Source organism: Rhodococcus sp. IEGM 1354 (genome assembly GCF_030056855.1).
In the GTDB taxonomy this organism is placed as follows: Bacteria; Actinomycetota; Actinomycetes; order Mycobacteriales; family Mycobacteriaceae; genus Rhodococcoides.
The window spans coordinates 17302-36431 of sequence record NZ_JASHKT010000002.1; the positions used below are offsets into that span (position 1 = coordinate 17302).

A 19130-nucleotide genomic window follows, 5' to 3' on the forward strand; every position below is an offset into this window, starting at 1 on the left:
AATGCCTGACAGCAGGAGTGTCGGCGACACCGCGCAGGTCTGGAACGCTGGTCTAAACCGAGGGGACGCTTCAGATGGGTCTCTGCGCCCGATGTCAACGACGTAGTGAACACCACGGTGTCGATCTGTTTGCACGAACCAATCGATGGTGAACACCTACGAGGATGGGATCTAATGTGACCGAGCCGGTCCAATTGCGGGTCGTGGATGTCATCGAAGAAACGAGCGACGCCAAATCGTTCGTATTCGAGGCGTCGTCGTTGCTTTCTTACAAGCCTGGGCAATTTTTGACCATCGAGGTGCCGTCCAACTCGGATTCAGGAAATACTGCACGATGCTACTCACTCTCGAGCGCACCGCATGAGTCGGACTTGCTGAAGATTACTGTCAAACGAGTTCGCGACGGCCACGGCTCCAATTGGTTGTGTGACAACCTGAAGGTCGGCCACACGGTCAAGGCCCTACCGCCCTCAGGTCTGTTCACCACTCGTCAAGCCTCCTCTGATCTGTTGCTATTCGCCGGGGGAAGCGGCATCACGCCGGTAATGTCGATTGCGAAATCAGCACTTGCTTCCGGGTCCGGTGACGTAGTGCTCTTCTACGCTAATCGGAACGAAGCTTCAGTCATTTTCGCCAGCGAATTGAACGATCTTTCGGCCAAGTATCCCGATAGGTTTGTGACTATCCATTGGCTCGAATCAGTTCAGGGAATTCCGACTGTCACACAGCTGAAGAACGTGGTACGCCACTTCTGTTCGTACGACGCCTACGTGTGCGGTCCTGCTCCTTTCATGGCTGCGGCCCTGACTGTATTGGATGAGCTGAAATTTCCTCGAGAGCGGAAGCATCACGAGCGCTTCATCTCACTCGAAGGAAACCCATTCGATGTCGATGTGACTACGGCAGAGCAAGACTCGCCGGTAGTTGGCGTCGACGGCGTCGCCTCTGTGGCTGCCAGTAAAGCAGCTCGATCCTTCCGTGTATCCGGCAAATTAGGTGACGTGTCGTTCGATCATGACGATTGGCCACCCGACCAGGTCCTGCTGGATTTCCTTCTGAAAAAGAAGCTGCCTGCGCCATTTTCTTGCAGGGCGGGTGAGTGCAGTTCGTGCATGTTCAAGGTCGTCGAGGGATCCGTGAAGATGACCAAGAACGATGTCCTGGACGAAGAAGACCTGGGTGACGGTTTTCGTCTGGCGTGTCAAGCCCTCCCGGAAACGGAAGAGATCTCCATTTCCTACGATTTTTGAACCAATCATGAAATACCCATTTGTTCTACATCAACATTTTTGGAGGCAGCAGTGAGAATCGGTATACCCCGTGAAATCAAGAACCACGAGTATCGTGTCGCGATCACACCCGCAGGTGTTCACGAGCTAGTCGGTCGTGGCCACGAAGTGAGCATCGAGACGCAGGCCGGCGTCGGGTCGACATTTTCTGACGCCGACTTCAAAGCCGCGGGTGCACAGATCTTGAACAGTGCGGATGAGGTGTGGGCGTCGGCCGACCTTCTGCTGAAGGTGAAGGAGCCCATAGCCGAGGAGTACTCACGGTTGCGTAGAGATCAGGTTCTGTTCACCTACCTCCACCTCGCCGCGTCCAAACCGTGCACCGATGCACTGCTCGAGTCGGGAACTACGTCTATCGCGTACGAGACCGTCACCGCCGCTGATGGTTCGCTTCCACTGCTAGCCCCGATGAGCGAGGTCGCGGGCCGTCTCGCGCCGCAGGTCGGTGCCTACCACATGATGGCCAGTGGTGGCGGCCGCGGCGTGCTCATGGGAGGGGTGCCGGGCGTACGGCCCGCGAACGTTGTGGTGATCGGCGCTGGCGTCTCGGGTAGAAACGCAATCGCTATCGCCCACGGTATGCACGCTGACGTCACAGTCCTCGATCTGAACATCCGGGCACTCCGTGCGATCGACGACCAGTATCAGGGCGCGGTGAAAACAGTGGTGTCCAATGCACTGGAGCTCGAGCAAGCGGTTCTCTCTGCAGACATGGTGATCGGCGCAGTTCTGGTTCCAGGCGCACGGGCACCAAAGCTGATCTCGAACGCCCTCGTTCAGCGGATGAAGCCGGGTTCGGTGTTGGTTGATATTGCGATCGACCAGGGTGGATGCTTCGAGGACTCAGTGCCCACGACGCACGCCGAGCCTACGTACAGTGTTCACGATTCGGTCTTCTACTGTGTCGCCAACATGCCAGGAGCCGTGCCTCGGACCTCGACCTACGCGCTGACGAATGCCACGCTTCCGTACGTCATCGCTCTCGCTGACAAAGGCTACGAGGCGGCATGTGAGGCAGATCCCGGCCTGAAGAATGGGCTCAGCACACACAACGGTGCTTTGCTGTCGGAAGCAGTCGCGTCGGCTTTCGTTGACCAAGAGTAATCAATAGCGCACCGTCCAGGGTTTACCTCACTGAGCATTAGCTCAGTGAGGTAAACCACGTGGGAGGCCGGGCCACGACCGGACGGGTTCGAGAATGGGCGAGAAGAATGCGTCGTTTATTCGACTGCGACAAAGATGCAACAACCTACCCTGACGCGGCGGTAGGTCTCTCGGGTTGGCAGGCCCACGCGAGGTGTCGCGACTACGACCCTGCGGCGTTCTTCGAGCCGGATGAGGAATGCGACTCGTTCAGCGAAACATCCATGTCTGCGAAGCGAATCTGTGAAGGATGTGTCGTCCGTGACGACTGCTTGAACTATGCGTTGGACGCAGGCGAGCAGTTCGGAGTGTGGGGCGGGCTTACCTTGAGAGAACGAAAGCAGTACAAATGGTTCCACTACCGACGGGATGCGAGTCGATTGCTCGGCAATGCGTCTACACCTTTTTGACGTCAGTAGTCGTCGCGAAGGAAGCCCAATCGAAGTCTGGTGCGGCGCTGAGTGATCTGCGCCCGAAAGCCGATCGAACCGACAGCTGCCTATCAGGGAAAGTGTTCCTTCCTAGCCTGCATAGCGCCTCGCAACCGTACGCGGTCGTAGTCTCGCTGTCGGTGCAGTCACGATAGTCGGTGCCAAATGGGCAAATCTCTCCAAGTGGTATCAGTGAAGGGACGACCAGCGCACACGCTGGGGCGTCAGGACTGCAGCGGCGAGGCCATCCCGGACAGTCATTTCGTGCTGTATGTTTCGCTCACGGGACCCTCTGCACGTCGCAGCAACGGAACCGGTAAGGGTGTTGGCTCGACTCTCGCTGCCGACAACCGACTTGATGGATCGCCCGCAGCCTTCGATGAACAACGTACCGGCCGTGACGACACCGTCAGCAGAGAAGTGCCGGCGGCCACCCGTCGGCAGTGCACGTTAAGCAAGGTCTAGCAGTCTCATCTGGGTCAATGGCAAGCGTTCTCGTCGCGGCCTCGGCCCGGTTTGCGACGGGCCCACCGAAATGCACGCCGCCGAACGTTGCTGATGCCCCCAGTATTGGGTTGGACGGCGGTGCAACTGACTCGAGGTAATCGCACTTTCTCCGGGTAGCCATGATCGGCACCGCGTGATGTCTCGGTGCCGACCATGATCTCTACTGAACTTCATGTCGTTGCCGTGCCCCCGGGGCCTGCATGATCTCCGATAGCGCCTTTGTACCGGACGCGTAGCGCTCTCGGCGTTTACTGCCGCTTGAAGTCATATGTGGCGGAGTTCGATTCGACCACCAAATCATCTTCGGGAAGGTTGACAGCGGCGAACGTGGGCGACGGTGTCAGGTTGACGTAAGGCACATCTTGAATGAACAGCGCGTCGATCTTGCCCAGCGTGCTCTCGAGTTGCTCACCGGACTGCTGGCCAGCCTGCCCGATCAGCTGTTCCATCTGTTGTGAGCTGTAAAAGGAGAAATTCGCCTGACTTCCGCCCTGTTGCAGCGCGTAGTTAAGCAGACCTGAGGGTTGATTCAGGTAATCCCAGGTCAGCGTGATGGCCATCGGTAGGTTGCCCTCTGCGAGACGGCTGTACAGCGTTGTGGCGTCGAGATCATGGATTTCAACCGCAATTCCGATGTCGGCCAAATTCTGCTTGAGTATTCTGGCCATCTCCGCTTCGCCCGAATACGCAGAGGTGAAGTACAAGTCGGAGCTGCATCCGGTTGCGCAGGGTGTGCCCCGAAGTGCCGCCTTCGCACCCGCAAGGTCTCGGCCGGTAGGAACGGTGTTGTCGTACCCGTCCATCGATGGAGGCCAAAACCCAGCCAACGGTTCGGATTTCCCGAAGAAGACCTCGGAATTGATCTGATCACGGTCTACCGCCAACGACATGGCTTTGCGAACCTCGTAGTTGTCGAACGGAGCCAGCGTGTTGTTCGGTACCAGCGAGTACATTCCGTTCAATTGACTGGTGTCCAGCTTCGCTGGTGCGGTCACCTGGTCGATCAAGGACGGTGCGATGTCCGGGGCAAAGTTGATCCGGCCAGACTTGACATCACTGAGCCGCGCACTGGAGTCCGGGTTGCCAGTCATTGTTACGCGCTCTACTACTGGCTTTGCGTCCCAATAGTTTTCGTTGCGTACGAATTTTGCCTCCGTGCCACCGCCCCATGATTCCAACGAGAACATTCCGGCAGAGATTGGCGAGCTGTAGTAGTCGCTGTCAGCAACGCGCGCGGCCGGTACTATCGTCGTGAACGGATACGACAACACGGAGTCCAGCTTAGGAGTCGGCACATTCAGGTCCATGCGGACCGTCTCCGGATCGAGTGCTGAAACAGACTTCCACGGACTGGTCAGTGCCGCATAGATATTGGTCTCGTCGGTACGCGCCCGTTCCAGACTGGCCGCAACGTCCGTCGCCGTCAGCGGTGAACCGTCGGAGAATTTCAGATCTGGACGCAGCTCGAAGGTCCAACTCAGCTCATCCGGCGATACGATGCTCGATTGCGCGAGCCCAGGACCAACGTTCCCAGCTTGGTCATACGAGAACAGTCTTCCTCCGAGCAGAGCTACGGCGCGGATGTCGGTAGCCTGATAAGCCAAAAGCGGATCCAAAGTGGTCACCGCCATGGGCTCTCCCAGTACCATCGCGTCGGCGCTTTCATCGGTCCCGCCACCGCCACCGCCGTTGCCCCCGCCGCAGCCCGAGGCAGCCAGGACAACCGCCAGCGCAAATGATGCTGAGACAGTGAACAACCTATTTCGTCGATGATCCATATGGTGGGTCTCCTCGTGCGTCGCCGTTCAGTGGGGTTCAGGCCCAGGGATTCTCTTCTGGTCCCCGACGGGGAACGGCGGTCACTGAAAGACCGCGCTCTGTCCGGGATGGATATACCGTTCCAACGCCGTGCATACGGAGCAACGCTCACTTCGTAATTCGAGCACTCGGGCACCATGACACACCGTCAGTAATCATGGCTTTCTTGGCCATTCGGTCTCATCAACTCGAGTCATCGGCAAGTATTGACCCTTTTGTTCATTCGAGCTGCCCTATAAAGCCCACGTCCGAATGCTCTGACCCCGAACGTCGGTACTAGCACGGTGACCGAAGGTGACAATTCATCTCGACGGTGACGGGTACACCAATCCGCCTTCGGCACCACCAGCCTCGTCGGCGCTGCTGTTCTGGGTCACGGCAGCCACGCTGTACTGCTGCACGACGTGCGCGGCTGCGTCAAGAATTGAGGAACTCCTACTCGGCTGCGTCTACCACTGCGATTCGCTCGGTGCCAGTAACTTCGCTGCCCGGTCCATGCCGTCGCAACAGCACACCAGTGGCAGCCGCAGCGAGCGCAAGAGTTGCCGCGACCACGACCATGACCGCGGTGTAACCGGAGTCGTAGGCCTGACCGGCTGCACGAGAGAGTTGGTCTGCGATGGCAGGATCTTGCGCGGCAATCGAGAGTGCGCTGTCTATGCTGTCGCGCGCGCCCTGATCAGTGCCGCTCGGTAGCTCGATGCGGGAGGTGAACACAAAAGAGACTAGTGATCCCAGCAACGCAACTGCCGCAAGGCTGCCGAATTCGTACGACACTTCCTCGATCGAGGACGCCATGCCCGCGCGGCTGACGGGAACGTTGCCGATGATGGCCGACGACGCGACCGCGATGGCCGCACCGACACCCATGCCGGTCACTACCAACGCAACCACGAACGCCGAGATGCGACCATCGAAAGTCAGTGTCGCTCCCACCACACCGAACACACTCAATGCCAGACCGCCGCTGATCAGGGGAAGGAGACCCGTCCTGTGCACGACAGCTCCTCCGAGTACGGCTGTTGGCAAGGAACCCAGCGCAATCGCCGAGACGAGAATGCCTGCTTCGAGTGGCGAGTATTGAGCGACCAGCTGGAATCGCTGCGTGGTTACCAGCTGTGTGCCTCCGATAGTGAACATGGCGAAGCCGGCAGCCATGACGCCCGAGAGGAAGGCGGGGTTCCGAAAGACGCCGAAGACCAGGAGCGGATACGGAAGACGTGCCTGTCGTCGCACGAACAAGGTCGCACTCAGCCCGACCACCGCGGCGGACAACAAGACTGTCCAGCCCGAGCCTCCGACTTTCACCAACTCCTTGATCCCGAAGACGAGGCCCGCCAGTGCTACCAAAGCCAGGATCGACGACAGTAGATCCCATCGTTTCGTTGGATCGGCGTCGTTGTGCGGTGCCAACACAAGTGTCGCAACGATCGCCGTCACCACGACCGGCACGTTGATCAAAAAGACTGAGCCCCACCAGAATTGCGTCAGCAGTAGTCCGCTGACGATGGGGCCGAGCGCGCCGCCGACGACGGCCAAGCTGCCCCACACTCCGATGGCGATGTTGCGTTCGCGTTCGTCCTCGAAGGTGACTCGGATCAACGCGAGCGTCGCAGGCATCATTGCTGCCGCACCGATCGCGAGTACTCCCCGTAACACGATGAGCATTTCCGGGTTGAGCGAAAATGCAGCCGCCGCCGACGCCACACCGAAAATCGACAGTCCGATCACGAACATTCGGCGATGTCCGATGCGGTCGCCGAGCGTGCCGGCCCCCAGAAGAAGTCCAGCCATCACTACCGGATAGGCATTGATGATCCAGAGGCTTTCAGATCCGCTGGCACCGAGTTCCTCCACGAGCGTCGGTAGTGCCGTGTAAAGAATCGAGTTGTCCAGCGTGATCAGCAGAAGTCCCGCCCCAACCGTCGCCAGAACTCCCCAGCGTTGTATCGCACTCATATGTCACTCCTGATTCCGCGGGCGTTCAACCTCGCGCATTACTGTACAAAAAGTATAGTAATCGAGTATGAACTTGTAATCGCACTCAAGGGCCGCGAGGAGATAGGCCGCCAAGAGCAACTGCTTCATGCTGCGTGACAGCTCAAAACCGTTATGTGCGTCGGGTACTGCGGTACCGCCAGCGATCGCAGAGTGTCACCGCCGGAAGGTGCGGCCGTCGTGCTCTCCCCGGCTTCGGTGAGTTTCCCGATGTGTCCAATGTCACCTTGTGGTCTTGTTCGAGTGTCGATCGTCGTCGAGGGGGGGATTCTCGGCCCCGAAATACTTTAAAACTGTACAGACGGTATAGTTTGAAGATTGAATGACGCCAGCAGTGTGTGCGGGTGTCTCGTTCCTGGGTGCCGAATCGGACGAGATGCAGGTCGGGCGGGGCCGACTGAGTGCGGAAGCACCGGGGTCTGCGGACCGATATGGCCTCTGCCTATGGAGGGATGCACCTCGTTCGTGATCGTTCTTACATGCATCTTCAGCGCGGCTTGCTCACGATTGGGAGACCTTGTCAATTCGTGAAATATGTTGCTGCACAAGCTTCCTCTGCATTTGACGAGAGTCGTTCATGCTGGTTCCATTAGTGGCGTTCCGCTTCTTTCACATCCAACTCACCATCTTTGGGGGTGGCGCGTGTCCGACGCGCTGGACGGTCGAACGTCCGCAATCAAAATTCAGAATTCCGTCCACGACAATCCGAATCATGCGCGACGCTGGCTCGTGCTGGTCATCATCGCGGCCACGCAGCTGATGATCGTGCTCGATGCCACGATCGTGAATATCGCTCTCCCGCAGGCTCAGACTGAACTGGGAATCTCCGACGGCAATCGAACTTGGGTGGTCACCGCTTATGCGCTCTCGTTCGGAGCACTGCTGCTGTTGGGTGGACGTATCTCCGACTATTGGGGAAGGCGTAGGTCGTTCCTCGTAGGAATGGCCGGGTTCGCAGTTGCGTCAGCCGTCGGGGGCATCGCTCAAGAGTCGTGGCAGCTGTTCGCTGCTCGCGCTGGGCAGGGGGTTTTTGCAGCACTCCTGGCTCCCGCCGCGTTGGCCATCTTGACCGTGACGTTCACCGAACCGAAGGAACGCGCACGAGCATTCGGTGTGTTCGGTGCCATCGCAGGTGGCGGTGCCGCAGTAGGTCTGCTTCTCGGTGGTGTCCTCACAGAGTATCTGAGCTGGCGGTGGTGCTTGCTGGTCAACGTTCCCGTTGCCGTCATAGCGGTAGTCGCCGCATATGCCGTGATCGAAGAGTCGAAGGCGGAAGGCGACACCAGGTACGACATTCCTGGTGCCATCGTCATCGCTCTGGGACTCGGATCGCTGGTCTACGGTTTCACGCGAGCAGAGAGCGGATGGGGTTCATTGTCGACGGTGGTGTTCATCGGTGCCGGTGTCCTGTTGATTGTCGTGTTCGGCTTTATGGAGAGCCGTTCTGGCAACCCCTTGCTGCCGCTACGGGTGCTGTTCCATCGTGACCGCGGGCCGGCGTTCTTCGCATCGATGATGGTAGGCACCGTGCTGGTGGGTGCCACTCTGTTCCTGACTTTCTACTTCCAGATCGTTCTTCAGTACAGTCCCGTGATTGCTGGACTTGCCTCGATGCCGATCACCGGAGGTATCTTCGTCACAGCAGGTGTCGCATCGTCGCTGATGCCGAAATTCGGTCCCAAGCCACTGATGTCGCTGGGGCCGCTGATGTCGGCGGTAGGCTTACTCATGCTTCTGAGGATCGACATCGACACCTCGTACTGGACCCACGTGTTCCCTGCGCTGGTCCTTGTCGGCCTCGGACTCGGTTTGCTCATCATTCCATTGCAGAATGTCGCGTTGATCGGTGTTCCCGATCACGATGCCGGTGCCGCGAGTGCGTTGGTCAACGCAACTCTTCAGGTCGGCGGCGCGCTCGGCGCAGCTATCTTCACCTCGGTGTATACATCGACAAAGCAGAACTACTTACTCGACAATCCTCTGGCGTCGAGCATGGAGCGCCTGTTCCATGAAGAGGTGGCCGGCTACCACAGCGTCTTCGCCATCGCCGCGGTGTTCGTGGCAGTGATCTCGCCGGTGGTGTTCTTCGTCGTCCGCGCCAAGAAGGATGACCTCCCTGACGGAGAGGTCCTCGTGCACGCTGGCTGACCGAAGCCGGCCGACACGCGAACGAACTGCGCCCCTCCACCTGCGAAGGCGGAGGGGCGCAGTCTATTTCACGCCCACTGGCTAGGCGAATCGTGGACCAGTTCTAAGCCAGGCCGGCGATAATGTGGTCCGCGATTGAGCGTCGAGCAGAAGGGCTCAACGGGGATTCGCTGAGAGCTTCGTACATCCACAAGCCATCGGCAGCGAGACGCGCCATGACCATGGCCGGCTCCGCCAATGCGTCGTCAGCGTTGATAGGAGGTGCCCACCGAGTCAGTACGTCGTTCCATGCTGTCGCCAGTTGCGGGTCGGTGGAACCTTCGAGCATCAACAACAGTTCCGTGCGCGTCGTACCGTGAGTGGTGACGTCGATGTATGCGATGAGCCGTTCGGTCGGCGTCAGAGTGTCCCAAGCCCCCCCGGCCACGGCAATCAAGTCCGCCTCCCAGGTGTCCGCGAGGTGCTGGTGAATTCCGCGGAGCATCTCTTCTCTGCTGTGAAAGTGATAGAGAATCCCGCCTTTGGTCAGGCCGGATTCCTCGGCGACGGACTCGAAGGTCATATCTCCGACGCCGCCGCGTTCCACTACCCGTGCAGCCGCATCCAAGATCTGGGTACGTTTACTGTCACGCACCATACTGCCGGACCAATGCGTAGAGAATCATTCCAGAACTTTACCTGACGGTCTTCTGCGGATACGGATAGTAAGTGGAGCGGACGTACCGGTCCTCGCCGACCGAGCCGGGCTGCGTCGGCGACGGCCGAGAACGTAGAGAACGCAGAATTCTGCTGTGCACTTGCAATTACAACTCCGACCGTTGGGCAGTCGAAAACTCTCTCGTACTCGAAGGTCACATCGCAACGTCGAGCTTCTCGTTGCGGAAATCGCCCTTGTAGTAAGGGAACTGAGCGACGATGGCACGGATTTCGATCTGCGGGTGGCCCACGTCGCCCCACAGAACCGTGACCTCGGTGCCCTCGACGGCGAGATCGCGGTCGAGATATGCGAGTGAGATCATCGTGTTCTCGATGAACGCGGGAGTGCGACCAGTCGCCAGACCCACCTTCCGGCCTTCTTTCAGAACGTAATCGATGCGCATCCTGCCTTGGTGATAGTCATCGACTGAGATGACCGGGTCGTTGCTCATGGGGTCGTAGACGACGGCGTCTCCGCCCCGGAACTGCGACGCGTACACCTTTCCGATGTCGTCGGCGTTCCATTCGAGGGTGACTGTGGTCCGCTTCGAGCCTTCCGTCTTGATCTTCTGCAGTGCGGCTTTGCCCGGGAACTCGTGGTCGAAGTTGACCAGGTAGCCCCAGCGAACGTCGAACGGAGTGACCCACGCATTCCTCGGGTCGTCCGACGCGCTGCCGTGCAGGCCGATGTCGAAAGGAATGATGTGCTGGATGTACTCGGTGAGTGCTGGCCAACTGTCCTTCACCGGGTCGAGAAAGTGGATGACCTGGTTCGGGTAACCAGCCACGGTGTGGTTTACGAGGGAGTAGTTCCAGAACCCCTGGGGCTTACCGCCGACGGCCTCGACCTCGGCGCGAAGCTGCCGATAGGCCTCGCGCGCGTGGGTGGAGGGTCCGTGAATCTCGTAGGCTAGGGCACCGGACATACCGAGCCGGTGCACAGTGGCATCGGCACCTGCAAGGGTGATCACCTTGTTCTGCGCAAACTTGAGGTCGCTCAGATCGCTTCCCGTCACCTTCTCGATGATCGACTTCGACTTCGGCCCGTCGACCTGGAAGAAGTACTCGTCCTGAACCCATGTGCCCGACACGTCGAGCTGGGAGCTGTCCAGGAAGAACGCCAATACCGGTGCCAGCCAATAGGTGCGGAAGTGATTGTCGGCAACCTTGAGCAAAACGCCGTCGGCGATCATGTAACCGTCGTCGTTGCAGATCACGACGTGCTTGGACGAGCCCATCTCCAAGAGGCCGAAGTCCTTGTTGACACACACGGAGTTGAGGAAAGTTGCAGCGTCCGGGCCGGAAACGTCATAGACGGGACTGTTGCTCAGTACGAAGCCTATGGACGCCGCTTCCCGCGAGGCAAGAAATTCCTCGCGCGTAGTGGAATATTCGGCAGGAACCAGGCCGAATCCGATGTCGGTGAAGACGTTCGCACCCTCGAAGATCGGGCTGTCCGGCGTGAACAGGACTTGGTGAATCGGAGTGCCGGGAGAAATTCCGTCGGGTGAATCCGACTGTGCAGTAGCAGGTTCCGTGATTGTCATTGGGTTCTCCATCTGTGGTTCGTGAGGTATGGGGGAGCCGGTCACTTAAGCACTCGTTCGTCGAGGTCGTCGTTGCGGGTTTCTGCACCGCCGATGGTCACACCGCCGTCGACGCTGAGGCTGTGCCCGACGACGTAGCTCGAGGCGTCCGATCCCAACCACAACACGGCCTGCGAGATCTCATCGGTACGCCCGAGCCGTCTGATCGGCACGCCACCCAGCAGGCGGTCCGTCCAACTGGTGGGGAACGAGGAGATGAACGGTGTCTCGATCGGTCCGGGACACAGCGCATTGATGCGGATTCCCCTCTCGGAGTACTCGTTCGCTGCTGCTTTTGTAAGCCCGATGACGCCGTGCTTGGCCGCGACGTAAGGCGTGAGTCCATACGCTCCGATCAAGCCGGCTGCCGAGGCCGTGTTGATGATGGAGCCGCCGCCCGAGGCGAGCATGTGTGGGATCTCGGCCTGCATGCAGTAGAAGACCGACGACAGGTTCACGTCGAGGGTCCGTCGCCACGAGGCCGGGTCCTGCTCGAGCATGAACCCGTGCTGACCTTCGGCACCCGCATTGTTGTGCGCGACATCGAGTCGACCGAACCGGTCGACGACGGTGTCGATGGCGCGGTGCACCGCACCATCTTCGGCCACGTCGACCTCGACGAAGATCGCCTCGCCGCCGGCTGTCTCGATTTGCTCGACGGTCTCGCGACCGGCAGCAGCGTTGATGTCCAGAACCGCGACGCGAGCGCCGGCGCCCGCGAATGCTGTTGCGCTGTCTCGGCCCATGCCGCTCCCGGCACCGGTCACGAGAACTGCTTTGCCCGTGTAGTCGAATGTGACGCTCACTCAATTCCTGCTTTCTCTGGTCTTAGCGAGAAGGTTCGTCGTCGGCACCCTGCGGTCGCATCCATGAGTCCACCGGTTGCTGTGATCCAGGTCATCTATTGTGGGTCGGTGAGCAACGACGTTCCTGCCTCGACCGGCCGCGAGACCGAAATCAGGCTGCTGAGCGAATTCGTCGGGGGAGTCCTCGACGGTACCGGGGGAGCGATCATCATCGTCGGCGAATTCGGCAGTGGGAAAACTACTGTCGGTCGGACTGCCGCTTCGCTGGACGGCCTGCGTACACGAAATGTGCGTGCACGAGCCGGGGAACATGCAGTACATCTCTTGGCGCGACTGATAGGAACGGCGTCGCATCCCGCCGAGGCCGATATCGTCACCGTGGTCGACATGGTCCTCGATGCACTGACAGAGCTCACGCGTACCGGACCGCTCTTGGCGGTCGTCGATGACGTGGACCTTGCCGACGCCTCCGCACGCAAGGTTCTCGGCACTCTTTCCCGGCGAATCAGGCATCTCCCCGTCGGATTGGTGTTGATCGGTTGGCGGCGTGGCGATCGGCTGCCCGCCGGCGCGTCGGTGCTCCGGCTACACCCCTTGTCCACACATGACACCGCTTCGATCGTGCGAGGACAGCTGGGCAAGTCGGCACCCGACTGGGTCGTCGACAGCATCGTCGTCGCCGCCCGTGGAAACCCGCAGGCGGCGAAAGAGATGTCGGCTGCACTGACAGCGGAGGAGACGGCCGGACGAGGGGCGCTCGCGGATCCGCCACGGCCAGGGCCCGGTTGGATCGAGAGATGGAGAGACTTGGCCGGCGTGCTCTCCGTCTCCCACCGCACCGCGATGCTCGTCGCCGCGGTGGGAGACGGGTTGCCTTCCAGTGTCCTCGACGATGCATGCGGGCGGCTCGGGGTCGGCGCAGATGCGCTCGAGTCGCTGGAGGCCATGAGGCTGGTGCGGGTCGACAATGCGAGTCGCGCGTGGTCGAGGCGTCCACACCGGAGCGCGGTATTCCACGCCGCGGACTCGGCTTCGATCAACGCCGTGCATGCAGCTTTGACCGGCGCGCTTAGCGATGCCGCAGACCCGGAGCAGCGACTCGCTCGAGTGATGCATCTGTCAGCTCCCGCCGACGTCTCCGCCGAAGCTGTCGGCAACACTCTCGAACGCATTCTGCGGACGGCGCACGCCTCCGCCGACACCCTGACCGGATGGTTGCGGGCGGCCGAATCAACCGACGACGATGCAATCCGTGCCCGTCGGCTCGTATCGGCAGGGCTGGTCAGCTGGTTGCTTGGCCGACCCGAGCAGGCAGAGTGGTTGATCGGTCGGGCCGGGCTCGCCGGATGGGACGATTTTGTCGCCGGAACCACGGCTCAAATTCGTGGAGCCCTCGCCCTGAGCCAGGGACTCCCTGCCGACGCGCTCCGCATCCTCACTGCCGGTGCGAACGCGGCAGCGTTGCGCGACCCGAAGTTGGCTGTCGACCTCGCGGCCCGCGTCACCGGACTGGCGTGGTGGGGTGGTCGCGCCGACTGGGCTGCACAGGCCGTCGATCTCGCCGCTTCGATCACAGACACCGGTGTCTACGCGACCCTTGTGCGCAATGCAGCACCCGCCGGCCTTGCCGTGATGTGCGACAAGTTCTCGCCCGCCGTCGATGATCTGGCCCGCTCGCTGCGCGCCGCGGAGCAGCTGACGCAGCCGCGGGAGCTGCTTTTCGCCGCCGAAATCGCGACGATGGTCGGTGACGACATCGGCACTCGACGCTTCTGCGAACGTGCGATAGGGGTGATGCGTGTGCAAGGCCATGCCACCGAACTGCCGTTCGCGCTGCAACTCGACGCACTCGTCCTGGCCGGCCAAGGACGATCGGAAGCTGCGCGCGACAGAGCTGAGGAGGGCATACGTCTGGCCGAGTACGCAGGCGAGGAAACGGACGGGGCGTTCCAGCACACCGTCCTCGCGCACCTCTCAGCTCTCGACGGTGACTCAGCGGCGTGCGGGAGACACCGTCGGGAGGTCGCCGGCCGCGGCGACGACCACCCGACGGCATCCATCGAGTGGGCAGAGGGTCGACTGGCAGTATCTCAGAGCCGGTTCGTCGAGGCCGTCGACCTTCTCGTGCCGACGGTGCTGCACGACGGACGTCACCCGGAGATCAGCTTGATGGCTACGCCCGATCTGGTGGAAGCAGCCGTCGCGGTCGGCAATATCGAACTGGCGCGGGAGGCGAGCGTCAGGTTCGAGCGTTGGTGCGCGGCGGGGTCGTCATGGGCTGGTGCGGTGGCTCCACGCCTCCGTGCACTCATGGCGGGAGCCTCGGCCGAAGCTTTGTTCGAGGAGGCGTGCCAGGCACCGGGCCTTGCTCATCGACCGCTCGAAGCAGCACGCACACGTCTCGCTTTCGGTACGTACTTGCGCGGAGAACGTCGACGGGCTGAGGCGCGCCAACAATTCCACCCGGCTCTGGCACTCTTCGAGAGCCTGCAGTTGCCCGCGTGGATCGACAGGACTAGATCGGCGTTGCGCGCCAGCGGGGAAGGACGCAGCCATGACATCGTCGTCGCGGATGTCCTCACCGACCAAGAATTGGCCATTGCCCGGATGGTGAGCATTGGGCGCTCGAACCGAGACGTGGCCGGCACCCTGCATCTGAGCTCGCGGACCGTGGAGTACCACCTGTCGAAGGTTTACGTGAAGCTCGGTCTCGACTCACGTGAGCAGCTGGCGGGCATTCTTTCGGACTGATGTTGCCGGTCGTCAGTTCACGGATGCCACAGTCATGTCGGACAAAGTCTGGAATCGGTGGAGGTTCTCCGCCTCGCCGAGTACACCTGCTGTCAGGCAAACGAATGTCAGATCACGCTCGGGGTCGACGAAGAACTGCGATGATCCGGCTCCGTATCCGCCGAAAGTGCCTGCGGAGGCCATGGTGCCGAAAAACGTCTGCCGCAGGCCGCTGCCACGCATCATGAAGCCCAAGCCGATGCTGGCGAGCCACGGCTGCCAAAGCTTCTCGGCAACGATGCGGTTGTAGCGTTCGTTCACCAGATCGGCGGTCTGGACAGTTGTCGCCATCGCGATCGACGCTGGGGACAGGATCCGCTCCCCGTCGATCTCACCGCCACGGCGCAGCATCTCAGCGAAGCGATACATGTCGGAGGCCGTCGAGACGCATCCGACCCAGGGCAACTCGGCACCCTCGTGCGCGGCGTCGGCCGTGTCGGTGATGTCCTCCGGTGAGAAGAACTGACCGGGCGGAAACTTTGCGACGACCGGAACCATCCTGTCCTTCCACGATGCCGGAGCGCCCATGCGGGTATCTGCCATCCCGAGTGGGTCAAGGAGCTCATCGTGCAGAGTCTGTGTGAATGTTCGCCCGCGGCCAAGTGTGCGGACGACGATCTCGCCCAGCAGCGCGTGTGCCAGACATGGCGAGTAGCTCACGCGATCACCGGGCGGGGCTACCAGATCCATCTCGCAGATCGCCGCAATGGTTCTGGATAGGTCGGCGCACTCCATCGGGGGCAGTGGCCATGGCGTCGGACTGGTCCCCGCGCGGTGTGTCAGTAGGTCGGCGACGCTCACACGGTCCTTCGCTCCGACCCGGAACCGGTCGCCGCCCCGAAACTCGGGGACGATGTCCACGACTTTTGTGATGGGGCTGAGCAAACCTTGCTCGAAGGCCTTCAGGATCAGAACGTTGGTGAACTGCTTGGTCGTGGAGAAGATCCAGAACACGTCGTCCAGAGCCGCACGGCGGCCGGTGGATCGATCGCTGTAGCCGACGGCCTGGTGCAGTCCGATCTCGCCGTGCCGGGCGACCAGGATGACGCCACCGTCATACAGGTTGTTGGCGACGTCGGCCTCCATTCGCTCGCAGATCCGGTTGAGCGCGTGGGTATCAAGGGAATCGCATCGTGTCGTGGATCGTGTCATGAGATCAAGGGTGCGTCCGGTGCCCGCCGGTCGCATCGGTGCATCCACCAGTCAGTTCTCTGGGGCCAGTGCCTCCGGGAGTTGCTTGCGTGAGCCGATTTGCAGCTTCGTGTAGACCTTGTGCAGGTGCGACTCGACGGTTTTCCGGCTGAGATACAGCTGTTCGGCTACCTGTTGATTGGTGGCTCCACCGGCTACGAGTCGCGCTACGGTCAGTTCCTGCGGGGTCAGTTCGGTCGCCGCTTCAGGCCCCCGCCGCGCGCGCTCGGCGGTGGCACCCAGTTCGGTCGCTGCACGCTGCTCCCACGCGGTGACATGTAGTTCTGCGAACGTGGCGAGCGCCTCTTGAAGAAGCACGCGGGCCCGGACGCGCTGGCGTCCGCGGCGAAGGTGTTCGCCATGAAGAAGCTGCGTTCGAGCTCGCTCGAATGGCCGATCTCGGTCCGTGCTGCCCGCGAGGAACCATCGTTCTGCGTCGTTCTCATCGCCCGCGGTGAGCGCGCGCAGTCGCGGCAGCACTGCCGCAGCCCATGGCGATCCGGCCGACGCCCACGCGGCGAAACGGGGGACCGCGGCTCGCGCTATGTCGGGATGCCCGGTTCGCACTGCCGCCTCCACCAGATCGGGCAGCGCGAACAATGCCGTCGGCGCGTGCGTCGCCGCCGAATCGGGGTCAGTGATCTCCTGGAGCAACTCCAGTGCGCTGGCCAGTTTTCCGGTCGCGAGGTCGGTGCGTCCCAGCGCCCAGAATGCTGCGGCCGCGAGATATCCGATGTCGCGCCCGGTCACAATACGCAGGGCTGCGTCTGCGGACTCACGCGTGGACTGCGTCGATCCTCGTAGTCCGTCGCCGTGGGCCGACATGGTCAGGCCGAAGGCCAGGCTTCGATCGTCCCCGACGCGGCTCGCCAACAGTCGCCCCTCGGCGATCAAGTCTTCCGCGTGATCGGGCCGGCCCCGCCACGTCTGCACCGATGCGAGGATCTGCAGGGTGAAGGACAGCTGGAACACGTTGCCCTCTTCGCGGAAAAGCCTCGCAGAATCGGCGAGGTGGCGGTAAGCCGCGAGGTCGTCTCCGAGCAGCATCGCTGCTTGTCCCGCGACGCGGTGGTCGTGGGCAGTCTTGGCGGCACTGGCGGCTGTGAGTGACGCGCGAAGTGCCTCGCCTGCGGTCTCCAGATCGCCGCAGAACAGTGCTGCGCAGCCGCGGATGGCGTCGAGCGTGATGCGGTGCCGTGGATCGTCGGTACCCAGCACCGCCGCGAGGGCAGCCGCGCGGCCGATCCAGTCGGTGCGACCCGACCACCACGACACCTCAGCGGCTGCTGCCAGCGCGTAGATCTCGAGATCGATGTCCAGCTCGTGGAGTAGCTCGGCAGCACGTACCGGTCGCTCGAAAGCTTCCTGCGGAGTGCGGGCGGCCGCGGCGACGAGACCCTCCACCAGGAGCATCCGAGCGCGCGCCTCGGTGGGAGCGCGGCCGGCATCGATGCTGTGCAGGGCACGCTCCGCTCCGTCGCGGTCACCGGCAGCGAGCCGGGCTTCGGCCACCCGTGCCCACCGCACGAACCGTCGGTCGGAGTCGACCGTGAGTGCTGCCGCGACGTCGAGACAGCGCGCGCGTTCCACCGGCGACAGTGAGGCACCGGCAGCTGTCACGGCGTCGTCGAGTCCGGTCGCAACCACATCGTCGGTCGACATCGCCGCGCGTGCACGATGCCAGGCACCGCGTAGACCGAATGGATCCGAGTCGTGGTGCTCGAGCGCGTTGGCGATCGACATCTGCGCCCGCCGTTGCTCTCCGGACGGCGCGAGCTCGAGCACGGCGGCGTGGAGAAGTGGGTGAACAGGCTCTATCCCTTGGGGCGTGTACACAAGCAGCCCGAGCTCGAGCAGCTCGTCGAGCCCGACAGGATCGATCAGCTGTTCGGGAACCGCCGGTGTGGGCACGGGACCCGGGCAGTCGCATGCGACGGCCCACATCAGGCCCAACCTGCGGGCATTCGCGGACAGATCCCGTCGAGGGAGCCACATCGTCGCCACCGCTGAGTGCGCCCGGCGATCTAGGTCGACGGTGCTGTCCGCGCGCAGCACCTCCGACGTCATGAGCGCACGGGTCGACAGCACGAGAACGCCAGGATTTCCTGCCGCCCGTTCCACGATGCTATCGACCACGCGAAACCGTTTCCGCTGCTCATCGTCAGTGCTGGTGACTGTGGCAGCGGGTGTGCACGATTCCACGAGCAGTCGGCTGTCCTTTTCGTTCAATGGTCCGAGAAGGATGTCGTCGGACGGGTCCGTCGATCCGGCGAGGCGACGACGTCCCGCTATCAGAACACCCCATGTTCCGGCGGCGCGAGTAAGTCGAACGAGGACATCGGCCGACAAAGAATCGACCCGATCGATGTCGTCGACGACGACGACGGTAGGCACATCGACTGCGAGGTGGTCGAGCACGCCCGCGACCGCGTCGGCGATGACCCTTGGAGCGACGGCGGAATCGGCGAGAGCGTCCCGGACCCTTCGGATAGGTGCGGGCTCACCGGCACCGGGGAATCCGCCCGGGCGGAGGAATCGTCCCAGCAGTTGGTGCAGGGTCGCTGCGCGGATGTCGGACTCGTCAGAGTCTCCCGACGCGGTGAGTACGAGAATGCCGGCGCGGAACGCGGATCCGGCCTCCACCTGTGAGAGCAGTGCAGATTTTCCCGAACCTGGTGGCCCCCACACACCGACAGAACGACCCCGCCGTGCCACTGCATCGTTCAC

The 19130-nt window shown here is 61.7% G+C and carries 12 protein-coding genes; 5 read left to right on the forward strand and 7 right to left on the reverse strand.

What is annotated here, in order from left to right:
• Positions 1 to 164: 164 nt before the first annotated feature.
• From QM588_RS04570 to QM588_RS04580, 3 genes are all read left to right on the forward strand, one after another.
• Positions 165 to 1250 (forward strand): ferredoxin--NADP reductase, encoded by a 1086-nt coding sequence (locus QM588_RS04570; RefSeq protein ID WP_283311880.1) that lies wholly within the window; start codon positions 165 to 167, stop codon positions 1248 to 1250.
• 51 nt (positions 1251 to 1301) lie between these two features.
• Positions 1302 to 2393, forward strand: a complete 1092-nt coding sequence (gene ald / locus QM588_RS04575; RefSeq protein WP_283311883.1) for an alanine dehydrogenase — start codon at positions 1302 to 1304, stop codon at positions 2391 to 2393.
• Positions 2394 to 2500: 107 nt separating this feature from the next.
• Positions 2501 to 2842, forward strand: a complete 342-nt coding sequence (locus QM588_RS04580) for a WhiB family transcriptional regulator (RefSeq protein ID WP_283311885.1) — start codon at positions 2501 to 2503, stop codon at positions 2840 to 2842.
• Between the two features lie 776 nt (positions 2843 to 3618).
• On the opposite strand, the gene QM588_RS04585 is transcribed toward QM588_RS04580, so the two are convergent.
• Both QM588_RS04585 and QM588_RS04590 read right to left on the reverse strand, forming a co-directional pair.
• Positions 3619 to 5148 (reverse strand): ABC transporter substrate-binding protein, encoded by a 1530-nt coding sequence (locus tag QM588_RS04585; RefSeq protein WP_283311888.1) that lies wholly within the window; start codon positions 5146 to 5148, stop codon positions 3619 to 3621.
• A 475-nt stretch (positions 5149 to 5623) separates the two neighbouring features.
• Positions 5624 to 7147, reverse strand: coding sequence for an MFS transporter (locus tag QM588_RS04590; protein ID WP_283311890.1), 1524 nt, complete (start codon positions 7145 to 7147; stop codon positions 5624 to 5626).
• Positions 7148 to 7828: 681 nt separating this feature from the next.
• On the opposite strand from QM588_RS04590, the gene QM588_RS04595 reads away from it, so the two are divergent.
• Positions 7829 to 9334 carry an MFS transporter gene (locus tag QM588_RS04595; protein ID WP_283311892.1) on the forward strand — a complete coding sequence of 502 codons (1506 nt, stop codon included), beginning with the start codon at positions 7829 to 7831 and terminating at the stop codon, positions 9332 to 9334.
• Positions 9335 to 9437: 103 nt separating this feature from the next.
• Here the strand turns inward: QM588_RS04595 and QM588_RS04600 are convergent, their stop codons facing one another.
• The 3 genes from QM588_RS04600 to QM588_RS04610 form a co-directional block, all read right to left on the reverse strand.
• Positions 9438 to 9971: a TetR/AcrR family transcriptional regulator gene (locus QM588_RS04600; protein WP_283311895.1), complete on the reverse strand. Its 534-nt coding sequence runs from the start codon at positions 9969 to 9971 to the stop codon at positions 9438 to 9440.
• Positions 9972 to 10185: 214 nt separating this feature from the next.
• On the reverse strand, positions 10186 to 11577 hold the full coding sequence (locus QM588_RS04605) for a hypothetical protein (RefSeq protein WP_283311897.1): 1392 nt from the start codon (positions 11575 to 11577) through the stop codon (positions 10186 to 10188).
• A 41-nt stretch (positions 11578 to 11618) separates the two neighbouring features.
• Complete coding sequence (locus QM588_RS04610; RefSeq protein WP_283311899.1) at positions 11619 to 12422, reverse strand: SDR family NAD(P)-dependent oxidoreductase; 804 nt, start codon at positions 12420 to 12422, stop codon at positions 11619 to 11621.
• Positions 12423 to 12530: 108 nt separating this feature from the next.
• Between QM588_RS04610 and QM588_RS04615 the strand changes: the two genes are divergently transcribed.
• Complete coding sequence (locus tag QM588_RS04615) at positions 12531 to 15173, forward strand: helix-turn-helix transcriptional regulator (protein WP_283311901.1); 2643 nt, start codon at positions 12531 to 12533, stop codon at positions 15171 to 15173.
• A gap of 12 nt (positions 15174 to 15185) precedes the next feature.
• Here the strand turns inward: QM588_RS04615 and QM588_RS04620 are convergent, their stop codons facing one another.
• Both QM588_RS04620 and QM588_RS04625 read right to left on the reverse strand, forming a co-directional pair.
• Positions 15186 to 16364: a serine hydrolase domain-containing protein gene (locus tag QM588_RS04620; protein ID WP_283311902.1), complete on the reverse strand. Its 1179-nt coding sequence runs from the start codon at positions 16362 to 16364 to the stop codon at positions 15186 to 15188.
• Between the two features lie 51 nt (positions 16365 to 16415).
• Entirely contained in the window at positions 16416 to 19130 is a 2715-nt protein-coding gene (locus tag QM588_RS04625) for a LuxR C-terminal-related transcriptional regulator (RefSeq protein WP_283311903.1), read from the reverse strand.